General features: G+C 41.7%; 18 protein-coding genes and 11 tRNA genes. 18 read left to right on the top strand and 11 right to left on the bottom strand.

Annotated features, from left to right (window positions below; all coding sequences use genetic code 11):
* The first annotated feature begins 291 nt into the window (after nt 1-291).
* Together ACL6C3_RS28210 and ACL6C3_RS28205 are read left to right on the top strand one after the other, a co-directional pair.
* Nucleotides 292-1,095 carry a TPM domain-containing protein gene (locus ACL6C3_RS28210; protein WP_413163151.1) on the top strand — a complete coding sequence of 268 codons (804 nt, stop codon included), beginning with the start codon at nt 292-294 and terminating at the stop codon, nt 1,093-1,095.
* Between the two features lie 266 nt (nt 1,096-1,361).
* Entirely contained in the window at nt 1,362-1,988 is a 627-nt protein-coding gene (locus ACL6C3_RS28205) for a precorrin-8X methylmutase (protein ID WP_413168428.1), read from the top strand.
* Nucleotides 1,989-2,032: 44 nt separating this feature from the next.
* Here ACL6C3_RS28205 and ACL6C3_RS28200 read toward each other — a convergent pair whose 3' ends face one another.
* The 3 genes from ACL6C3_RS28200 to dapB all read right to left on the bottom strand — a co-directional run bounded on the left by ACL6C3_RS28200 (nt 2,033) and on the right by dapB (nt 3,964).
* Nucleotides 2,033-2,203 (bottom strand): NblA/ycf18 family protein, encoded by a 171-nt coding sequence (locus tag ACL6C3_RS28200; RefSeq protein WP_413163149.1) that lies wholly within the window; start codon nt 2,201-2,203, stop codon nt 2,033-2,035.
* A 133-nt stretch (nt 2,204-2,336) separates the two neighbouring features.
* Nucleotides 2,337-3,020: a phosphate ABC transporter permease gene (locus tag ACL6C3_RS28195; RefSeq protein ID WP_413163146.1), complete on the bottom strand. Its 684-nt coding sequence runs from the start codon at nt 3,018-3,020 to the stop codon at nt 2,337-2,339.
* Nucleotides 3,021-3,136: 116 nt separating this feature from the next.
* Nucleotides 3,137-3,964: a 4-hydroxy-tetrahydrodipicolinate reductase gene (gene dapB, locus ACL6C3_RS28190; protein WP_413163145.1), complete on the bottom strand. Its 828-nt coding sequence runs from the start codon at nt 3,962-3,964 to the stop codon at nt 3,137-3,139.
* A gap of 200 nt (nt 3,965-4,164) precedes the next feature.
* Here dapB and ACL6C3_RS28185 point away from each other — a divergent pair, with 200 nt between their 5' ends.
* Nucleotides 4,165-6,735 carry an EAL domain-containing protein gene (locus ACL6C3_RS28185; RefSeq protein ID WP_413163142.1) on the top strand — a complete coding sequence of 857 codons (2,571 nt, stop codon included), beginning with the start codon at nt 4,165-4,167 and terminating at the stop codon, nt 6,733-6,735.
* Between the two features lie 753 nt (nt 6,736-7,488).
* Here the strand turns inward: ACL6C3_RS28185 and ACL6C3_RS28180 are convergent.
* The 4 genes from ACL6C3_RS28180 to ACL6C3_RS28165 form a co-directional block, all read right to left on the bottom strand.
* Nucleotides 7,489-7,944: a heavy metal-responsive transcriptional regulator gene (locus ACL6C3_RS28180; protein WP_413163139.1), complete on the bottom strand. Its 456-nt coding sequence runs from the start codon at nt 7,942-7,944 to the stop codon at nt 7,489-7,491.
* 28 nt (nt 7,945-7,972) lie between these two features.
* Nucleotides 7,973-8,266, bottom strand: coding sequence for a hypothetical protein (locus tag ACL6C3_RS28175; RefSeq protein ID WP_413163137.1), 294 nt, complete (start codon nt 8,264-8,266; stop codon nt 7,973-7,975).
* Between the two features lie 66 nt (nt 8,267-8,332).
* Nucleotides 8,333-8,476 carry a hypothetical protein gene (locus ACL6C3_RS28170; protein ID WP_413163135.1) on the bottom strand — a complete coding sequence of 48 codons (144 nt, stop codon included), beginning with the start codon at nt 8,474-8,476 and terminating at the stop codon, nt 8,333-8,335.
* A gap of 3 nt (nt 8,477-8,479) precedes the next feature.
* Nucleotides 8,480-8,650: a chlorophyll a/b-binding protein gene (locus ACL6C3_RS28165; RefSeq protein ID WP_413163133.1), complete on the bottom strand. Its 171-nt coding sequence runs from the start codon at nt 8,648-8,650 to the stop codon at nt 8,480-8,482.
* Between the two features lie 172 nt (nt 8,651-8,822).
* Here ACL6C3_RS28165 and ACL6C3_RS28160 point away from each other — a divergent pair, with 172 nt between their 5' ends.
* Together ACL6C3_RS28160 and ACL6C3_RS28155 are read left to right on the top strand one after the other, a co-directional pair.
* Nucleotides 8,823-9,602 (top strand): HAD family hydrolase, encoded by a 780-nt coding sequence (locus tag ACL6C3_RS28160; RefSeq protein ID WP_413163130.1) that lies wholly within the window; start codon nt 8,823-8,825, stop codon nt 9,600-9,602.
* A 94-nt stretch (nt 9,603-9,696) separates the two neighbouring features.
* Complete coding sequence (locus ACL6C3_RS28155) at nt 9,697-10,914, top strand: DNA double-strand break repair nuclease NurA (RefSeq protein ID WP_413163129.1); 1,218 nt, start codon at nt 9,697-9,699, stop codon at nt 10,912-10,914.
* 31 nt (nt 10,915-10,945) lie between these two features.
* Here the strand turns inward: ACL6C3_RS28155 and ACL6C3_RS28150 are convergent, their stop codons facing one another.
* The 3 genes from ACL6C3_RS28150 to ACL6C3_RS28140 form a co-directional block, all read right to left on the bottom strand.
* Entirely contained in the window at nt 10,946-12,307 is a 1,362-nt protein-coding gene (locus tag ACL6C3_RS28150) for a serine/threonine protein kinase (protein WP_413163127.1), read from the bottom strand.
* Between the two features lie 86 nt (nt 12,308-12,393).
* On the bottom strand, nt 12,394-13,734 hold the full coding sequence (locus ACL6C3_RS28145) for a PspA/IM30 family protein (RefSeq protein WP_413163125.1): 1,341 nt from the start codon (nt 13,732-13,734) through the stop codon (nt 12,394-12,396).
* Nucleotides 13,727-14,641 (bottom strand): radical SAM protein, encoded by a 915-nt coding sequence (locus ACL6C3_RS28140; protein WP_413163123.1) that lies wholly within the window; start codon nt 14,639-14,641, stop codon nt 13,727-13,729. The genes ACL6C3_RS28145 and ACL6C3_RS28140 overlap by 8 nt, the downstream gene beginning before the upstream one ends.
* Nucleotides 14,642-14,879: 238 nt before the next feature.
* On the opposite strand from ACL6C3_RS28140, the gene ACL6C3_RS28135 reads away from it, so the two are divergent.
* Nucleotides 14,880-15,584, top strand: coding sequence for a diacylglycerol/polyprenol kinase family protein (locus tag ACL6C3_RS28135; RefSeq protein ID WP_413163121.1), 705 nt, complete (start codon nt 14,880-14,882; stop codon nt 15,582-15,584).
* Between the two features lie 24 nt (nt 15,585-15,608).
* Here the strand turns inward: ACL6C3_RS28135 and ACL6C3_RS28130 are convergent, their stop codons facing one another.
* A complete protein-coding gene (locus tag ACL6C3_RS28130; RefSeq protein ID WP_413163119.1) occupies nt 15,609-16,325 on the bottom strand; it encodes a cytochrome b/b6 domain-containing protein in 717 nt (238 codons plus the stop codon).
* Between the two features lie 433 nt (nt 16,326-16,758).
* Between ACL6C3_RS28130 and ACL6C3_RS28125 the strand changes: the two genes are divergently transcribed.
* From ACL6C3_RS28125 to ACL6C3_RS28070, 12 genes are all read left to right on the top strand, one after another.
* Nucleotides 16,759-16,833 (top strand) — tRNA-Cys (locus ACL6C3_RS28125).
* Between the two features lie 45 nt (nt 16,834-16,878).
* A tRNA-Trp gene (locus tag ACL6C3_RS28120) sits at nt 16,879-16,949 on the top strand.
* 300 nt (nt 16,950-17,249) lie between these two features.
* A tRNA-Arg gene (locus tag ACL6C3_RS28115) sits at nt 17,250-17,349 on the top strand.
* 6 nt (nt 17,350-17,355) lie between these two features.
* Nucleotides 17,356-17,429: transfer RNA gene (locus ACL6C3_RS28110), tRNA-Phe, on the top strand.
* A 7-nt stretch (nt 17,430-17,436) separates the two neighbouring features.
* Nucleotides 17,437-17,540 (top strand) — tRNA-Phe (locus ACL6C3_RS28105).
* A gap of 5 nt (nt 17,541-17,545) precedes the next feature.
* A tRNA-Gln gene (locus ACL6C3_RS28100) sits at nt 17,546-17,621 on the top strand.
* Between the two features lie 24 nt (nt 17,622-17,645).
* Nucleotides 17,646-17,722, top strand: a tRNA-Leu gene (locus ACL6C3_RS28095).
* A gap of 224 nt (nt 17,723-17,946) precedes the next feature.
* Nucleotides 17,947-18,046: transfer RNA gene (locus tag ACL6C3_RS28090), tRNA-Lys, on the top strand.
* A 4-nt stretch (nt 18,047-18,050) separates the two neighbouring features.
* Nucleotides 18,051-18,124: transfer RNA gene (locus tag ACL6C3_RS28085), tRNA-Leu, on the top strand.
* Nucleotides 18,125-18,126: 2 nt separating this feature from the next.
* Nucleotides 18,127-18,202: transfer RNA gene (locus ACL6C3_RS28080), tRNA-Met, on the top strand.
* A 35-nt stretch (nt 18,203-18,237) separates the two neighbouring features.
* On the top strand, nt 18,238-18,867 hold the full coding sequence (locus ACL6C3_RS28075) for a hypothetical protein (protein WP_413163117.1): 630 nt from the start codon (nt 18,238-18,240) through the stop codon (nt 18,865-18,867).
* A gap of 99 nt (nt 18,868-18,966) precedes the next feature.
* Nucleotides 18,967-19,037 (top strand) — tRNA-Asp (locus ACL6C3_RS28070).
* Nucleotides 19,038-19,105 lie beyond the last annotated feature (68 nt).

Below are 19,105 nucleotides of genomic sequence, written 5' to 3'. Positions count from 1 at the left end.
CATGGTACTTATCACTGGTGACGGGTTCGCAGCGCGGTCTTGGTGGCTTCCATCAAGGAGCGACTGCGAACCCGGAGGGTGACTGGTGAGGCAGTGCGGACTTGGCGGTTTCCGTATCGGAGCAACGGACGTTCCCGCATATGGTGACTGGTGACTGTTAACGGGTGAGATCTGTTCTGTGAGAAAATTCTATGTTAAAGTTAACAATTGTAAAGAAATATAAGATTTCGATTATCCTTGGGTTAATAACATCCTTTATCGTTGACGATTTAGACCATTACAGACAATCCCATGAAACAGAGATGGCTTCGTAGACTCGTGGTATCTTTAGCGGCCTGTTGTTTAAGCTTATCAACTTGGATGTTGGCTCCGGTTGCTCAAGCCTATGACAACCCCGAGTTACTTCCCGATATTCAAACGCCCGTGATTGACTTGGCAGAAGTTCTCACCGATACTCAAGAAGAATTACTGGTTTCCGAGATTGAGCAATTTGAGGCGGATACGGGCTGGAAACTGAGAGTTCTCACCCAATTCGATCAGACTCCGGGTCGTGCAGTCAAAGACTACTGGGGACTCGATAATAAAAGTGTTTTGCTGGTTGCCGACCAACGGGGCGGTAATATCCTCAATTTTAATGTCGGTCGCGACCTTTACGCCTTGCTTTCCCGCACGTTTTGGGTGGAACTGCAAACCCGTTATGGCAACCAATATTTTGTGCGAGATAACGGCGAAGATCAATCAATTCTTCAATCTCTCGGTGCGATTAAATCTTGCTTAAGTCAAGGTGGTTGTCGGGTTGTACCGGGACTTCCCCGGGAACAGTGGATTTTAACGCTGATCACCTCGGCTTTGGGCGGTGTGATTTGTGGAATTGCCGCTATTCCTCGCAAACCCGGACAAATTGTGGCTTGGCAGTGGGCTTTAATTTTCTCTCCGTTGTGGGGAATTTTGTTTATTGCTTTCGGTATCGGCCCGGTGGTTTCTCGGACTTCCGACTGGGTGCCATTAGTTCGTAATATTGCCGCATTTCTAATTGGTGTTTTGGCGGCTTATTTGACCCCTGCATTTAACCAGCCTTCGACTTCAGAAAGCTAAGTTTCGATTCAACAATCTAACCCGTTTAACCACAGGATTGGGAATTGACGAAACTCTCGATCCTGTTTGATTTTGGAGAAGTTTAAATTCAATTGATTAAAGGTTATCCACTCCACATCTTGCCTGATACACTTGTCTATTATACAGATCCGTGCTGCACTCAATTCCCATCCTGAACTGCGGTCAGCAGAAAATATCTGGCTTAGATTGTTTTTGGTTCGGGGGTACTGCACGGACTCGCAGACGGATAACAGCAAAAGATCATGATGGAATGGCACATTACCGATGCCCAAAGTCTAGGAATTATCGATCACGAAATTGGCGATCACGTCTTTTCTCCTGCCGAGTATGAAATTGTCCGTCGGGTCATTTATACGACTGCGGACTTTGAGTATAAGTCCCTCGTTCGCTTTTCCGATCAAGCTTTACAAGCGGGTGCGGCCGCCCTCGCCGCTCGCACAACGATTGTTGTCGATGTACCGATGGTGCAGGTGGGGATTAGTCCTCAAATTTTAGCGACTTTTGCTAATCCTGTATATTGTTCTCTCGAAGCGGTGACTCGACCCCAACGGGAAAAAACCCGCACGGCTTGGGGGATTCAAACTTTGGCCCGACGCTATCCCGAGGCGATTTTTGTCATCGGTCAAGAACAAACGGCTCTTTCGGCTTTGGTGGATTTAATTGAAGCCGAGGAAATTAAGCCGGCTTTGGTAATTGCCACGCCTTCGGGTTTTGTGGGGGCGGATGTTGCCAAGTCTCGTTTACATGACTCGATGGTGCCTCATATTCGCATTGATGGCCGCAAAGGAAGTGCGGTGGTATCGGTTGCTATTGTTAATGGTTTGGTCGATTTGGCTTGGCAAGCCTACGGTCGCGAAGTTAATGTTAATTAGTTTTGGTTTCGGATGGGGGCGCAAAACTTGCGCCCAATTTCTTGCTATTGTGGATTTTTGATCCAGTGTTTGAGTAGGTTATCCTTGACCATATTTTGACGCATAAGTTCAATCAGATAAGCTTGCGCTTCTTCTTGGCTTAGGCGTTTAACTTCTTTTTGTAGAACTTCTAACTTGAATTGTTGCTCTAAACTTAGATTTGCAGGTGTTTCCATTGTGTGTTCCTCCGATTTATAGGGAGTTGACCACCCCAGATATTTCTAATTTATACGAGCAATTGATCAAGCCATCAGTCGTTTTTTTACATGAAACTCGGATGAACGACACCTTGATTTTATTTTGATTCTATTATTCTACAGGGGTTCGCGATCGCTTGCGACTGTCTCGCTGAGAACGCACCCACCGGCTTAAATCGACAAAGGCATCTCGGCGCAAATACGGATAATCGCTCACCCACAAGTTTTGACTGGGAATATACAGGTCGGAAACTTCGCTAATTCGGCTTAAATCTTCGAGGTAAGACATAACGATTAATTGAGCAACTTGACCCCGATGCAGCTTTTTATGAGAGCGGTTTAAGGGCGCTTGTATGCGGGTGGTAAAGCCTTTTGAGTCTCCGACTTCTACATTGATTCGACGCTCTAAATTTTCGATAATAATTAGGTCTCCTCGTTGGTTGACCGATTCCTGTTCGCTGGTGACTTCTTCGGTAATATAATAATCGAGGATTTTTCCCTGCCAAAATCCGCAGTAGGGATATTTGCGACATTTAAGATTTCGCAAACTGGCATCAACAACGGGTCCCCAAAACCAGTAGAGAATGGTAATTAATCCTAAGACTAATAAAATGGATTTGATGCTATCGCCTTCGACGGCGATCTCTATAATAATCCAAACCGATCCACAAACGGCAGAAATTAACAGTCGCTTTAAAAAATCTGAGAGTTTTCCCCAACAATAACGATATTGATCGCTGGTGGCGACGGCGGGAATTAATTCCTCAAAGGTTTGGCGAGTTAAGGGAATCAACATAGAGCGTCAGTGCTATTTTTTCAGTGCTTTTGTGATGCAGTCGGGGAGGAAATGACCCATTAAATGGGTCAAGTTGCGATAATTTTTTACCCCAATCTACCCCAATCCCCGCACTTCTATAATATCTTTTCTAACCCATAAACGAGGGTTTTGAGTTGCAGAACTTTCCGAATTGCGAGTAACACTCCGGGCATATAGCAAACCCGATCTGTGGTATCATGGCGTAAGGTATAGATTTCGCCCGACGACCCAAAAATGACTTCTTGATGGGCGATTAATCCGGGAAGTCGCACGCTGTGGATGCGTATATTTTCCGCCCCAACGGCGCCTCTTGCTCCGGCTAATTTCTCGCTTTCGCTGACACTGGGGGGGTTGTAAGTTTTCCCCAATTCTCCTAACATTTGAGCGGTTTTGATGGCGGTTCCGCTCGGGGCGTCGGCTTTTTGATTGTGGTGAAGTTCGAGAATTTCGACGTGATCGAAGTATTGAGAAGCGGTGACTGCGGCTTGTTGAAGTAAGACCATTCCAATACAAAAATTGGGGATAATTAAACAGCCAATACTAGCTTTATCCGCAAATTCCGCCAAGTCTTGAATTTGTTCGGGGCTTAATCCCGTCGTTCCCACAACCGGACGAATTCCATAGGCGATCGCTGCTCTAACGTTATCATAAACTGAGTCGGGATGGGTAAAATCGACCATGACACCGGGTTGTTTTTCCTGGGCTGCCATCACTAAGGTCGCTTCGCGATCGTTGGTCAGAGGAATTTCTAGAGGCTCTATTCCGGCGAGTTCACCGGCATCTTGGTTTAAGATTTCCGGGTTGCGATCGATAGCGCCGATCAGGTTCATATCGGAGGCATTGGCGACGGCTTTGATCACCTCGCGCCCCATTTTACCACCTGCACCATTAACAATGACGGGAATTGGATGTTGATTGGTCATGGACTGTAATCTATCCTGCAATTCGATAACGATATTTTAAGACTCAAAACTCAGACTATCATTAATAGGTAGGATCAAATTATTTCCGTCTGCTCAATTATTTCTCGGGGGGTTAATTTTCCCTTTGAGGGTGACGGTTTAAGACTCTTAATCCCGCGATTGGATTGGATTTGACGATTTTTGAAATCTACCTCGATTCTATGTTCTCTTCTAAACTGCGTTCTATTTTATCGCGAATATCTGGGCTGACTGGCGATCAAAACGGTTTACTTACGGCGGTAAAGATTCTCTTTTATCCGGGGTTAGTTGCCAGTTTGGCGATCGCCTTGATTGTTATTATTGTACAACAATCCGGCAGTTTACAACCTTTAGAATTGAGAATGTTCGATTTGTTGGTGCGACTCCAACCGAAAAAAAAACCGGATTCTCGGCTGTTAGTTGTAACCATTACAGAAGCGGATTTAAAAACCCAAGGTTGGCCGTTATCCGACGAGGTTTTAGCCGAAACTTTGGCTCAACTGCAACAGTATCAACCCCTGGTGATTGGAATTGATATTTATCGAGATTTATCGCAACCGCCCGGAACGGAAAAACTTCTCTCTCAACTGCAAGCGGATAATATTATTGCAATTACAAATTTGGGCATTCCTCGCATTCCTCCTCCGCCCAGTATTCCCCCCGTTCGCATTGGGTTTAATGATGTTCCGGTCGATCCGGATGGGGTAATTCGCCGTCAGCTTTTGTTTGCGGGTACCGAGGAGGAAACTTTATTTTCGTTTTCCCTACAACTGGCATTATTTTATCTAAAATCTCAAGGAATTGAACCCAAAAATTATTCTCAGAATCCCAATTATATGCAGTTGGGTCAAGGGGTTTTTGTTCCGTTAAAAGCCTGGAGCGGGGGCTATGCGAGTCTTGACGATCAAGGTTATCAAATTTTGTTAAATTATCGCGGCTCTCAAATTGCCAAAAGTATTTCGATTAGCGAGATTTTAGCGGGAAAGTTAAAGCCAAGTTTAGTTGAAAATAAAATTGTGTTAATTGGTGCCACAGCCCCGAGTTTAAAAGATGTTTTTTTGACACCCTACAGTGCGACGGCGTTGAATGAAGCGATGATGCCGGGGGTTTTTGTTCATGCTCAGATGGTGAGTAATATTATTAGTGTAGCTTCTCAAAATTGGGGTATCAATACACCGCAAACGTTGAACCAATCTCCGCGATTATTTTGGTTTTTACCTCCCGGATTAGAACCGATTTGGATCGGAATTTGGGCGATGATTGGGGGTTGTGTTACCTGGGCAATTCGACATCCGTTTAAACAAGGAATTGCCATCAGTCTGGGGCTGTTATTTTTGTTAGGAACTGGCTATGTATTCTTTGTGTGGAAAGGATGGCTTCCTTTGATTTCCCCCGCTTTAGCGTTCGTGTTAACCAGTATTAGTGTGATTGCTTATAAACAGGTTTATTATCTTTCTCACGATCCGTTAACGGGTTTACCGAACCGGATTTCATTTTTAAATAAAATTGAAGGTAAAATTAACTCTAGAAGAAAGAAAAATATATTTTGTGGCATCTTATTTTTAAATGTTGATCGCTTTAAAATGATCAATGATAGTTTGGGTCATCAAGCGGGCGATCAACTGTTAATTGAGTTGGTTAAACGGTTAAAAACTTGCCTGCGAACTAGCGATATTATTGCTCGCTTGGGTTCGGATGAGTTTGCAATTTTAATTGAAAATCTTAGACAGCCTGAAAATGGGATTTGTGTGGCTGAACGCATTCATCAAGCTTTAATTTCACCCTTTTATTTACAAGAACAAGAAGTTTTTAGAACCCTTAGTATTGGTATTGCTTTAAATGACTCTAGAAAGGGAACTGCTGAAGAATTATTGCGAAATGCGAATACAGCGATGTATCAAGCCCGAAGTCAAGGAACGGGTAACTATCAAGTATTTGAACCGAAAATGATCGTTGATGGGAAACAGCATCTCCAGTTAGAAACTGATTTGCGACTGGCTTTAGAACGTCAAGAGTTTGTCTTGCATTATCAACCTTTAATTTCATTAACAACCGGTCAAATTATCGGTTTAGAAGCCCTAATTCGTTGGCAACATCCAGAAAGAGATTTACTATTTCCCGATGAATTTATGTCGGTCGCCAAGGAAACGGGCTTAATTATTCCGATGGGTCAATGGGCGATTAAAGAGGCTTGTCATCAGTTAAAAAGAATTGAAGATCGGTACGGAAGAAACTTTGAGTTTATTATGGGAGTCAATTTATCTAGCCGACAATTTTCGCAGCCGGATTTAGTTGAGGAAATTCAAGATATTATTCTAGAATCTGGTATTAATCCCCGGAATTTGCGCTTGGAAATTAGCGAAAGTGTATTGATGCAAGATGTGGATGAGACGATTAGCTTGTTACTTCAGTTAAAAGCATTCAATATTCGTCTGAGTATTGATGATTTTGGTACGGGATTTTCTTCTTTAAGTTCTCTCAACCGCTTCCCGGTAGATACCCTGAAAATTGACCGCAGTTTTATTTCCCAAATGGAAGCGAATGGAGAAGGAGAAAATTTTGTAATTGTCGAGACTATTATTACCCTGGCTCATGTTTTAAAATTGGCGGTCATTGCCGAAGGAGTTGAGACGTTAAAGCAAGTCGAACAGTTACGTTTGCTCGGTTGCGAGTTTGCTCAAGGATTTTATTTTCTTAGACCGGTTCCGGTTGATGTGGCTCTGGCGTTTATTGAGTCTGACCCCCGTTGGTAGGGTGATAAGTTATTGCTTAAATGGGGTTGTTGGCTTGGTGTTGATTTTCGGTTTTCTCCCGTTGTTTTCATTTCCACTTTCCAGGTTAATAGAGCGAATAAGGTTAAGGGAATTGCCCCCAAAACCAATAGGATTAAAAAAATCGCACTTCTTAACCCTTGATTAACCATCTTCCATAAGGTTTTGTGGATTTGATTGAAATTGGCTCCTAAATGCAGCATAAGATTGATTACTGTAAGTTCTACTCTTATTGTTACACAACTTTACGAAAATACAACCGGAAAAATACTGATTTATGATCGAAGCTCCGCGAGAATTAACGTTTGAAATTTCCGGAAATTTCTCAAGTCTATATTTTGAAAACTTAGACAAATTCTGAAAAATCCGTCCGCTTATCCGACCGACTTTAGACTCAAAAATAAAAGTTAAATTGATTCAGTTTAAATGGCAATTTCGCGATTTTAGATTATTCGTCAAAATCACGAAAATTTTTGGGTTTAGGGGTTGACCATTCAAAAATTTAGATTTATACTCTAGAGTATGGTAATGTAAGGGAAAGCTATGGCTCAATACATGAAGCGATGGGAATCCCCACGCCGCCAGGGGAGAAACGATAAAGGAAAAGGCGGTTCGGCGCGAGCCAGACAACTGAAGAAACGGCAACAAGTTCTGCGAAACAAACTGAAGCCCGAATCGGGCGGTCAAAACAACCAAAGCAACCAAAACCAGTCAGAACGGCGAGGGAAGGGAAAATCAGAAAATCCCTTCCCTTTGTGTTTGGGACTCGGCTTGAAGATTCGGACAGATGGTGTGCGCCGCTTGGGTTGAGGTTGGTTGATCCTCCCATTGAGCAAGCAACCCCTGTAACTCGCCTCTGAGGACTTCTAACGCTGCTATTTGTTGGTTAATCGCTTCAACTTTAACCTCCAAGCAGTGCTTGACCTCGCCACAAGGCAAATGACCGCGATCGCGAATTTCTAAAATTTCTCGAATTTCACTTAAACTCAACCCCAAAGATTGGGCGCGTTTGACAAAACTCAACCGGGTCAAAACAGAAGGATTAAACAGACGATATCCCGACGGCGAGCGCTCAACGGTGGGAGTCAATAAACCAATTTCCTCATAGTAGCGAATGGTTTTGACTGATATTCCACTCAGACTGGCAATTTCTCCAATTTTAAGCGGCTTATCCTGCGTTACAGAAACCATCAGAATCAATCTTTTTGTGACTTAACAATTAATAAGGAGGACGTTTTTGTTTAGGGTTTAATATCGGAAGGGGAGGTCGAGAAGGACTCGGAGGGAGATAATATTCGGGTGCGGCTTCGGGGGACTCTCCCTGTGACCCCTGACTTTGCCACCATCGCAGCGCAACCGCAACACCAACGGTTCCCAGTCCAAAACTCAACAGCGACCAACTGGCGCCGACCCCGCCAATCACAGCATCAACCGCTCCGACGGTTATAATAAAACTGACAACTGGCTCTCTACGATAAGCAGACTTAAACATCCGCAGCCATAATGCGTTCATCTGTGTTGACTCTACTCTCTATTACTGTTATTTTCTTTAACTTTTGGTGCGTGTCCGTAATGAAATTTACTCGCTTGCTCGCTCCGTTGAACGATCGCCTTGGCTTACATCAACCTTAACAAATTTGAACGGGTGATTGGAGCAATTTCCTCGAACTTCCTCAACGGCGAAAGGGATATCAACCGTTTCGGAAGCGAGGAAGTTGCCCATAGGTTAACTCAAGCCGAGCCAGGATAGCAACCCCTGTCCGGTAAAATATTCAATAGCTAGGGTGATCACAAAACCCACCATCGCCGCACGGCCATTTAAACGTTCGGCATAGCGATTAAATCCAAATTTCGGTTCTTCTAAGTTGGGTGTGACGGTCGGTTGTATTTGTGTCATAGAGGTTTGAGTGTTCTGTACGGCTATGTTAGTTCTATTTTAATCTTTCTCAGCGAAAACGTTCTCAGTTGACTTGTCGCCAGAGACATCTGCATAGTATACATTGAAGCGGGCGATCGCGATTATCCCCCTTTTTGACCCAAATTGATGATCCCATTGGAGGTTTTGATTAATGAGCGCCAACCAACCGACGCTTGCCCTTGATTTTGATGGGGTTGTCTGCGATGGTATGATTGAGTATTTTCAGACGGCATGGCGAACTTATTGTCGCATTTGGTCGCCTGATAATTCTATTCCTGCTGATGATCTTGCCCCCAAATTTTATCGAACTCGACCGGTGATCGAAACGGGTTGGGAAATGCCTGTTTTGGTGCGAGAATTGGTCAAAGGAACTTCGGAAACCGAGATTTTGAACGATTGGCAAACGATCGCCAAACAAACGATTACTGAAGAAAATCTTGACCCCAAAATGTTATCGACTCAACTCGATGGCATTCGCGATCGGTGGATTTCTGAAGATTTGCCCAGTTGGTTGTCTTTGCATCGGTTTTATCCGGGTGTGATCGAACGGGTTAAAGGGTTTTTAGAGATGGGTTTACAACTTTATATTATCACAACTAAAGAGGAACGGTTTGTGCGATCGCTTCTGGAAAAAGAAGGGGTTCATCTCGAAAAAGGGAGGATTTTTGGCAAGGGTGAAAAACGCCCCAAATATGAAATTTTGCGGGAGTTATTGGCAGGAGTTCAACCGACTCCTGACATTTGGTTTGTTGAAGATCGTCTGAAAACGTTGCTAACCGTTCAACAACAACCCGATTTAGGAGATGTGCGTCTATTTTTGGCGGACTGGGGTTATAATACTGAAAGTGAACGCAATTCTGTTGCTGAGTATCCGGGTATTCAGCTTTTATCTTTGTCTCAGTTTACAGATGATTTTTCCGCTTGGGGGTAATGAAAGATTGAAAAGTTTAAACGGGTGTTGGCTGAAAGGTCAATTTTGTTTTATGATTAAACTCATTACCTGTTTTCATGTCATCTGAAAACCCATGCTTGATCTAACCAAACTCGCCCAACAAATGCAGGGAATGAGTCAACATATGAGTCGGGAAGTGGAAGCCGCCCGCAAACGGTTAGAGGTGGCTGAAAGCTTGTTACAAACGGCTAAACTTCATCAAGATCAGTTGGTTCAACATCAGGAAAATTTGGCGAATCGTATTCTGTTTAACCCCGCCAAACCGGTTGAACCCATAGATGCTTGTTGCTATATTGCCGCCCCCCCAAAAGTTCATACGGTCTTCGCGACAGATGGTTCTCAAATTTCACCCAGCGCCCACGAAATCGCCTATTGTTATTTGTTAAATGTGGGTCGGATTATTTTGTATTACGGTCAAAGTCGCCATCCGGTTTTAGATAGTATACCCGAAATTTATTATCAACCGGAAGATTTGTATATTTCTCGTCAGTGGGGAATTAGAACCGAAGAATGGATGGGATATCGACGCACGGTTTCTGAGGCAGTTATTCTAGCAGAAATTGGCGAGTATTTATCGATGATTCCGGGAAATCTATTATCCATTCCAACTTTAGCAATGGTGGATGGCAGTTTAACTTATTGGTTTCTCGAACAACTCCCAAGTGAAGCCCGAAATTTAATCTTACAACCGATATTAGAAGCTTGGGATACTTTGCGGTTGGCGGGTATTCCATTACTCGGATATGTCAGCGCTTCTCGCAGCAGCGAAACGGTGTCTTTTTTGCGTTTAGAAGCCTGTCCCCACGACCAACCCAACTGTATTAAATATTGTCCGACGGTGGGAATTATTGACAGCCAAGGCTTTTCTAAAAAAGCACCCTGTCAAACCGTTGAACCTTTGCGAGATACGGTCATTTGGGCGTCTAAATTACAACCGGGTCAACGCAGTCCGCTATGGCGAAGTCAAGCTAGAATATTAGATTTATATGATTGTCATCAAGTTTATTTTTGTTATGTCAATGTGGGGACAGAAATTGCTAGAATAGAAGTTCCGGCTTGGGTGGCGGAAAATTCCGAACAGTTAGAATTGGCTTTGGGAATGATGATCGCCCAAGTTAAAAAAGGCTACGGTTATCCGGTCGCGTTAGCAGAAGCCCACAACCAAGCTGTTGTTAGGGGAGGCGATCGCACTCGTTTTTTTGCGATGTTAGAACAAGAAATGATTAAAGCGGGAATGAAAAATATCGGTACTTCTTATAAAGAAGCCCGAAAACGGGGAAGTATTGCGTAAAACTGTTAAAAAAATCCTATTTTTGACCAACTTATCTATAGTTTATCCAATCTTGGATTTCTTGGACCAGCCAAAGAGATTCTCTTTCCTTTAATCCTCTAAGAATTTGATGAGTGCGAGTTTCTGAACGAATGATAACCGCACAGTGATCAGAGTCTATTTCTCTTATAAACACGCCTAAAATGTTAGAAAGATTCTCAACTTGTACCCCATAAACTAATCCAAATGACTGGCGATGAATTTTAATTTTATTATTTCGCTGTAATTTCACATAAGTTTCCTCATTCGTGAAAAAAGTTATGATCGCCAATAAGATTGTAATCAAAATGGCGCATTTTAGCAATACAAATGATAGATAAACAAATATCAGGCTGGCTAAAATGTATAAAAAAAACAGAGTTAGGAAAAAATAATTAATCACAATATTAGTACCTGTAATTTTTTGATCGAGGACTGCTGTAAATCCTTTTAATCCAAAATAAATATTTAACTCCCGATAGGATTTAGTTAAATGTATTCGGCTATATTTAGGTTTAGAAATTTTTTTAATTTGTCCGGGTTGGGAGGGAATTAAATCTTGCTCTTGATTAGAAACAAGACATTCCAATGCTACCGTTGAAGTAGGAAAGCGTTTCTCCAATGCAATTTCTGTCATCGCCTCCAACCAACTGATAAAATGAGGGTTGATAGTAACGCGATCGCTAAATTGAATCCGAGACTCTTTTTGAGGTAAATCTGCGGGAGGAATTCCAGTTAAAATATGAATTAATGTCGCTCCCAACCCATACAAATCAGACGCCGGAACCGCTCGTCCCCAAAACTGTTCTAAGGGTGCATAACCGCTAGTTCCAACTACAGTAAACGTCACTCCCGTCACATGAGCTTGAGCTTGTACCGAGCCAAAATCAATTAAATAAATCTGTTTATCTTCTCCGTAAATTAAGTTACTGGGTTTGATATCTCGATGCAAAACCGGAGGACTAAGTTGATGTAAATAAATCAGAATTTCTAAAACACTTTTGGCAATTTTTTTGACCTCAGACTCGGTAAATCGTTTTCCGTTTTCAATGAGTTCTTGTAGCGAAGATCCGGGAATATAATCTTGAACTAACCCAAACCAAGGTAAACCCGATCCCGTTTCTCTATCGATGGAAAAATAGTCTCGATATCGGGGAATATAACGGTGATCGAGGGATTGTAAGACTTCTGCTTCTCGTTCAAATAATTTTAATTCCTCCCATTCCATCTGGGGACTAAACGCCAGTAACTTGACGGTGACTTGTTCCTGGGTGTGTAAGTCTGTTGATAACCAGGTTTGATGTCCCGCAGCCGTTCGTCCCAATTGTTTTTGGAGTTGGTAACGTTCCTGTAAAATGTTTTCTGAGGTTAACATAGCGAAAATGTTGTGAGGAGGTTGTACTGTTTCTAACTTAGCATAGGTTTATCCGAGTCAAATTTAGTTATTTATTTGTAATAATTTTAGTTTGGTGATGCCAGGATAACATAATCATCCAGCGTATAGTGAGAATTATACTTAACTCCTAAATACTCTTTCATTAATTTGCCTAAGTATTTTTGAGTAAATAGGTTTGATTTAGCAAATCTTGCAAACTCACTCCCTTTCATTGTAGCTCTTTGAGGGGTAGAATTCAAATATTTGTACCAAACTAAATTCAAATCCATTTCCAGAAGCATTTCTTCCACTAACTCTTGTTCTTGAACGGCATCTTCACAGCATTTTAAGTTGTTAATTTTCCACAGTTTTTTATCTTGAATGATCAGTAAAACGTAACCTCCGGGTTTTAAACTCGATTTGAATATTTGTTTGTATTTGAGATAAGCAGAATTGCGAGTTTTAACGTCATAAAACCAGCAATGAGAAATCACAATAAAATCAAAAAAGTCTTTGGGTATTTTTTGAAAATCAGCTTTTTCGTCGAATAAATCCGCTGTATCAAAGCGAAAATAAGCATTGGTTGCATTTACTTTTTGTTCGCTATATTTCCGCCAAAACTGCAAACCTCTGTATTGAAATGTATCTCGTTTTTCGAGGGAATAGTAAGCAACCTGAACTGGAGGTAACTGAATTAAAAGATGACTACTTTGTAAGAATAAATCTAAGCCGTAAGCAACAGTTCCCGGACCTGCTGCAATATCAAGAATGTTGAGATGTGTCGGTAAAAATCCAGATTGATAGATTAAAAACCAAGCCAGATAAGCACAGTATACATTTTCTAAAAAATAACGAATCAAGTAAACATGAGGACTGAAAAAATAACTGTAACTTGGATCTTTTCCCTCTTTTAAACTATTCAAATCTTCTATAGCTTCCGCTAGCATTGACTCAAAATTATTTTTTGAACGACTACGCTGGTTTTTAAACTCCCCTTCAATAAAGTCGGCTAGACTCCGTTCAATATCCTCAAATATTTCTTGATGAATTCCCGTACATTGCAGTAATCCTGTATCGCATTCAATGAGTTTAAATTGCTCCCAGATAAAATCAATCAACTGTTTTTCGGGTAACAAACAAAATTGGTTATTCGTTGAAACTTCTGTAAGAGAGTTCAATTGATCTAACTCCCGAACAGTTGTTTCTAATTCTTCTTTTAATTGCTTTATCGTTTTATTTTTTTGATTGAGATTATAGGTTAACTTCAACTTGTCTCTATACAGCTTTTCCGTTAAAGAAAGTTGACTTTCGGAAAGTTTAGCGTCTCGAATAATTTTTCGAGCTAAATCTTCATTGCCTTGTTTTAAAGCTGCACAAAACTTTCGGATTCTCCACCAATTTTTGAAAAAATTAATCATATTAATCATAGCCAAATCCTGCTTTTCCTTCAAAAACTTCTACATCACTAAGTAAATCTTTTAACTTTTCAAGAAAGTGGTTATATTTTTCGGATTCGTTGTCATACCACCATTGATATTTATCCTTAAGATTGACAGCTTCTTTCCGAGTCGTTGCTGCTAAAACTGATTTTTGACTCGGCGAATGAAAGGCTTGAATTACCACGCGATCAATAACTTCTAATTTACAAATAAACTGAGTTTCATCCTCTGGTAAAATGGGGAGTAAAGGTGTTATAGTTACGGAAAATCTAATTTGATGACCTTGATTATCTGGAATATTATGTCGGAGTTTTCCCACCGCATTAAGTCTGGCTTGAATACTCGGCGAACGCGGTTCAAAATCTTTGCGAACGGACTCGCTTCCTGTGGGAATACTCATGTTTACTCGCAAGCGTTTAAACTGTTTGAGTAAATCAATATCTCTAACAATAATTGGACTGCGAGTTTGAATCACTAAAATCGGTTGATATTGAACCATCACCGATAATAAACCCCTAGTCAATTGAGTTTTAGATTCTAAAGGTTGATAGGGATCGGTTACACTACTCATGTAGATAGTCGGAGGTTTATTGGGATAACGCTTATACCATTTTTTTAGCTCTTTTTCTATCAATTCAATCGCATTTTGTTTGACAATTACCCAGTTTCCCCAATCCTGACGCATCTGATTATTTGGACTAAATGCAGCCGCATAACAGTAACTACATCCATATTGACAACCTCGATAGGGATTCAGGGTAAAGTCATAAGAACCAATATATCCTGTTGCCTTATTGAGTATTGTTTTAGAATCTAAATTATATACATTTGTATTTCCAAACTTTTCTGTATCAGCCGGAGTAGATTTTTGAACCAAATTTTCTTGAGACTTCACTACCTTGATGGGAGAGTAAATGTTTCTATTCTCTCTGATAATATCACAAGGTTTTTAGTTTGAGATTAAATCAATTTTTATAAGTATTTTAGTAGATAAAAGTTCTATTTTATTTTTTTTAATCACTTGTAGATATCTTTATGATATACTAAAAAACACATTGAGTCAATCCAAGCCTCTCTGTTCAAAGTTCAATCGACTGATTTTGTAAATTTGTAAATAAATCTGTCAAATTGTGATGTCTATTTTTACTGAAAGTTTTACAGAAAGCTGGAATATATGGCAACAAATCGCTTTAGTTGCGGTATGGTTGGGTGTTGTTTTGGTGATTGCTGAAGGCTTAAATCGTCTAGTTTTTGTTGAGGCGGAGGTTTCTCGAAAGGTTGTTCATATTGGCACGGGAAATGTTATTCTACTGGCATGGTGGCTAAATATTCCCGCTTGGATTGGAATTTCTGCGGGTGTTATCTCGGGTATTATCGCTCTAATTTCTTATAAGCTTCCGATTTTACCGAGTATTAATAGTGTTGGACGCAAAAGCTTAGGAACGTTTTTTTATGCGGTGAGTATTGGGGTTTTAATTGGTTGTTTTTGGACAATAAATCAACCCCAATATGCGGTTTTAGGGGTGTTAATAATGACCTGGGGTGATGGACTTGCAGCAGTCATTGGTCAGAATTTTGGACGACATCGCTATCAAATTGGGGGGATTCAAAAAAGTTGGGAAGGTTCGTTAACGATGTGTTTGGTTAGTTTTATTATTGCTTGCTTAATTTTGTTGACAGTTCAAGGAAATATTTGGCAAACTTGGGTAATTTCGGGGATTGTTGCGGTGGTAGCGACTGCAATGGAAGCGTTTTCAAAATTAGGAATCGATAATCTAACGGTTCCTCTCAGTAGCGCTGCGTTAGCTTTTTTTCTGAATCAATACTGGCAGGGATAAGCTATAATTTTAACTCAAAAAACTCTAACCCAACTCTTTAGATAGGGAAATCACCCAAGCCAAAATAATTGTGATCAAAACAACGGCTTCTAAAATTTGAAAAATTCTCGCTGAGTGATTATTCAGAATTGAACCGATCTGAAAATTGGCTTTCCATTCGGAAATATTTTTTCGCCATACTTTCGGACTATCCTGAGTGCGAAATTTCCAATTTATAATAGATAACAGCAACGGAGTTCCCCCAACTTTCGCCGCCATTAAGATATGAAACGCGATCGCCAACACCAAAATCACCCAAGAAATCAGATGAAGATAATACCAAATATGATTAAGTTCTCCTTGGGGTAACCATTTCTCACTCATCATCTTACCCGAGAACAGCGCAAAAGTAAGCGCAAAAATCCCCAAGGTATTTGTAATCCGGTGTAGTGTGTACCCAAAAATCGGTTTTCCCGGTTGACTCAGCTTTTGCAGAGAGTCGGGTTGAATCAGGCGTTTTTGACCCCGACGAAAAGCGTATACTACAAAGATGGGAAAAATCAGCAGCGTCCACAGCCCAAAAGTACCGTGAATCCCCTCGATCGCTTCTAACTTCGGTAAAAAAAATCGCCCAAACCGTCCATCATAGGTGTCATAGGTCCAAGCTGCGGTAAAAATTGCCGCGATCGCACATATCCCCGTCACTCCATGCAAAATACGCAGCAGCAGGGGTTGATAGGGTTGAGAAAGTTTACCAGGCATCTGTCACACTCCGTTTTATTTGATTTTTATCTATAGTAAATCAATTAACTATTGACTTTTATCTATAGCTAATTCCTCTACAAACCCCAGAATTAAAGGATTTTCCCCGTATTTGTTCCCCAGGTACAAGATCGGGGTCTAAAAATTTTTGCCACACCCCTTGACAAAGTGTGTAGTATGTTTGTAGTATGTAAATGTGGCAAGCAAAGGAAAGCGATAAAGCTTGATTGAGCAAGCCATCCGCACCTTGACAACTGAATATTATACTACATTTTCCCGATATAGAACACCGAAGTCGTAGGTATGTGTTACGCGCAGACTACACTAACGGATTTCATCACCCTCGCTCAAAGCCTTGTGGACGATTAGAAAAGTCGCTGTGCCTTTCAAGCATAGAGAAGCGGGTGCAACTCCCGTCAAGGCTGCTTACCGAGTCCAGGTTGCCAAATGGTAAGGCGTTGGTCTGCAAAACCAATCAATAGGAGTTCGATTCTCCTCCTGGACTCCAAACGGTGCAGCGTAGCTTAACGGTAAAGCCCCTGTGCTGCCACTTGTAGGGATGGTGTAATGGTAACATTTCGGTCTCCAAAACCGACGATCTAGGTTCAAATCCTAGTCTCTGCGTTCAGTGCCGTGTCCTCACCCAAGAAGCTTACAAACTGGTCATCTGATTTAACCGTCAGAGTGGGTTCAAATCCCACAGCCTCCGCCAAACCTGGAGGTTGAAAAGCTTTTTAAACTTACACGGCGCTGATTTTAACGGCTTGGGGTGCGATCGCTGTCTTTGGCTCATACTAACACGACTCTGTAGTATTACGTCATTGTACTACACAAGGAGAGTAAACCTGTCAGGGGATGGGTGCTGTTTGCTAAACAGATAGAGTGTAAACCGCTTGTGGTTCGAGTCCACTGCTCTCCGCCTCTGAGAACGTGGTGTAACTGGATAACATCTCAGACTACGAATCTGGAGAGTGGGGGTACTCTGCGAGAAGCCGCTTCGCGTCTACAAGTCCCTCGGTTCTCGCCTTTTCCCCCGGTAGCTCAGTTGGTAGTAGCGCCTGTTTGAAGAACAGGAGGTCGTCGGCTCGAAACCGACCTGGGGGGCTGTCACTGCCCCAGAGCTTCGATGGCAGAGCGCTCCGGCTGAAAACCCTTGAGGTTGTAGGTACTCTGCGAGAAGCCGCTTCGCGTCTACAAGTCCTACTGGGGCAGCCATTCATTGCCCTGTGGTGTAATTGGTAACATCCCGCACTTTGAATGCGAAGAGTCCAGGTTCGATCCCTGGCAGGGCAACCAAATTATTAATGTTTGATTCTTAATGCTCCTGTGGCGGAATTGGAAGACGCGGCAGACTTAAAATCTGTTTTATTTTGTGGGTTCAAATCCCACCAGGAGTATTAAAAAATATGGAGTTTTTATGGGGGTGAATTTATCGAACATCAAATCATAGCCGTTTTCAGTTGAATGAAATACAGTATAGACTAAAAAACCCGGTTTCTTCTACTGCTTCCTCAAATCAACCATGTGTATTGTTCAAGAAACCGGGTTTTTAGTTTTTAACCGGAAAATTCTCAAAAAATAACCGACGGCTGAGTTGGAATATTCAGCCCTAAAAAATCCGGGGTCGCTAACTCAATGGTCAGAGTAATCGCCTTTTAAGCGAGAGGTTCAGGGTATGCGCTTCGCGCAGGCTTCGCCAACAAATCCCTGGCAACCCACCAACAAACCCCTGTGACGCAACTGGTAGACGTGCCTTGCTTAGAACGAGGTTGATGCAGGTTCAAATCCTGTCAGGGGTATAGCGGGGATGGAGCAAGAGTGGCTCGTAGGTCTCATAAGCCTAAAATCAGTGAGTGCAATTCTCGCCCCCGCCACCAAAATACAAAAATTTTTATAAGAGGAGGTGAATAACATGACTCAAATGACCGTAACCGATGCGTTAGCAGAATTAACTTTATTAGAAAAACGTATTGAATCAGGCCGAGTCGGTTTAGACGGAAATACATTAATTACTGTCGTTGAAATTGGTAAAGTTCCAACGGGTTACAAATCCCGCCAAGATTATACCACTCAAGCCCGTGCTGCCGTTCAAAAAGTTGATGCGTTAATTGCCCGACGTCGAACCATTAAACGAGCGATTGTATTATCAAATGCGTCTACAATGGTGTCGGTGGCAGGTCAAGAAATGACCGTTGCAGAAGCGATTGAAATGAAGAATTTCATCATGTATTCGGAAGCGGTTCTCAATACGATGTTATTGTCTTATAACCGCGCCCGAAAAGATTTTGATGTCGCCCAAGCACGGGTTAAAGAACGTCTCGATAAATTGGCAATGGAAGTGTTAGGAAAAAATGCGGCTTCTGAAAAATATCAATCTTTAGCCGATAGTTTCTTAGCGCGAGAAGGCGTTGAACTGCTTGACCCCATTGAGTTGGCTGCAAATATTGAACAACGGCAAACTTTTGTGGAAGAATTCAAGTCAACGGTTGACCGAGTATTATCGATTAGTAATGCTCGAACAATGATTGAAGTTCCTGATTAATTGATCTAAGATTGTCGGAAATTAAATCACTTAATTTTTGACAGTCTTCAACAAAAAAAATCTGTGCTGGTCACTTGAAAACCTCTAAATTTATGGATTTGATGGATAGCTCAATGGAAGAGCGCATGACTATCAATCATGAGTTGTTGGTTCGATTCCAACTCCATCAGGCATGAATCTTAAAGCTTAACGTTCAACGTTTAACGCTTAAATCTCAAACCTCAAACCTTAGACTATC

Origin of the sequence: Capilliphycus salinus ALCB114379 (genome assembly GCF_047276495.1) — a bacterium.
Taxonomy (GTDB): Bacteria; Cyanobacteriota; Cyanobacteriia; order Cyanobacteriales; family Microcoleaceae; genus Capilliphycus; species Capilliphycus salinus.
This window is presented reverse-complemented; position numbering and strand designations above follow the sequence as displayed.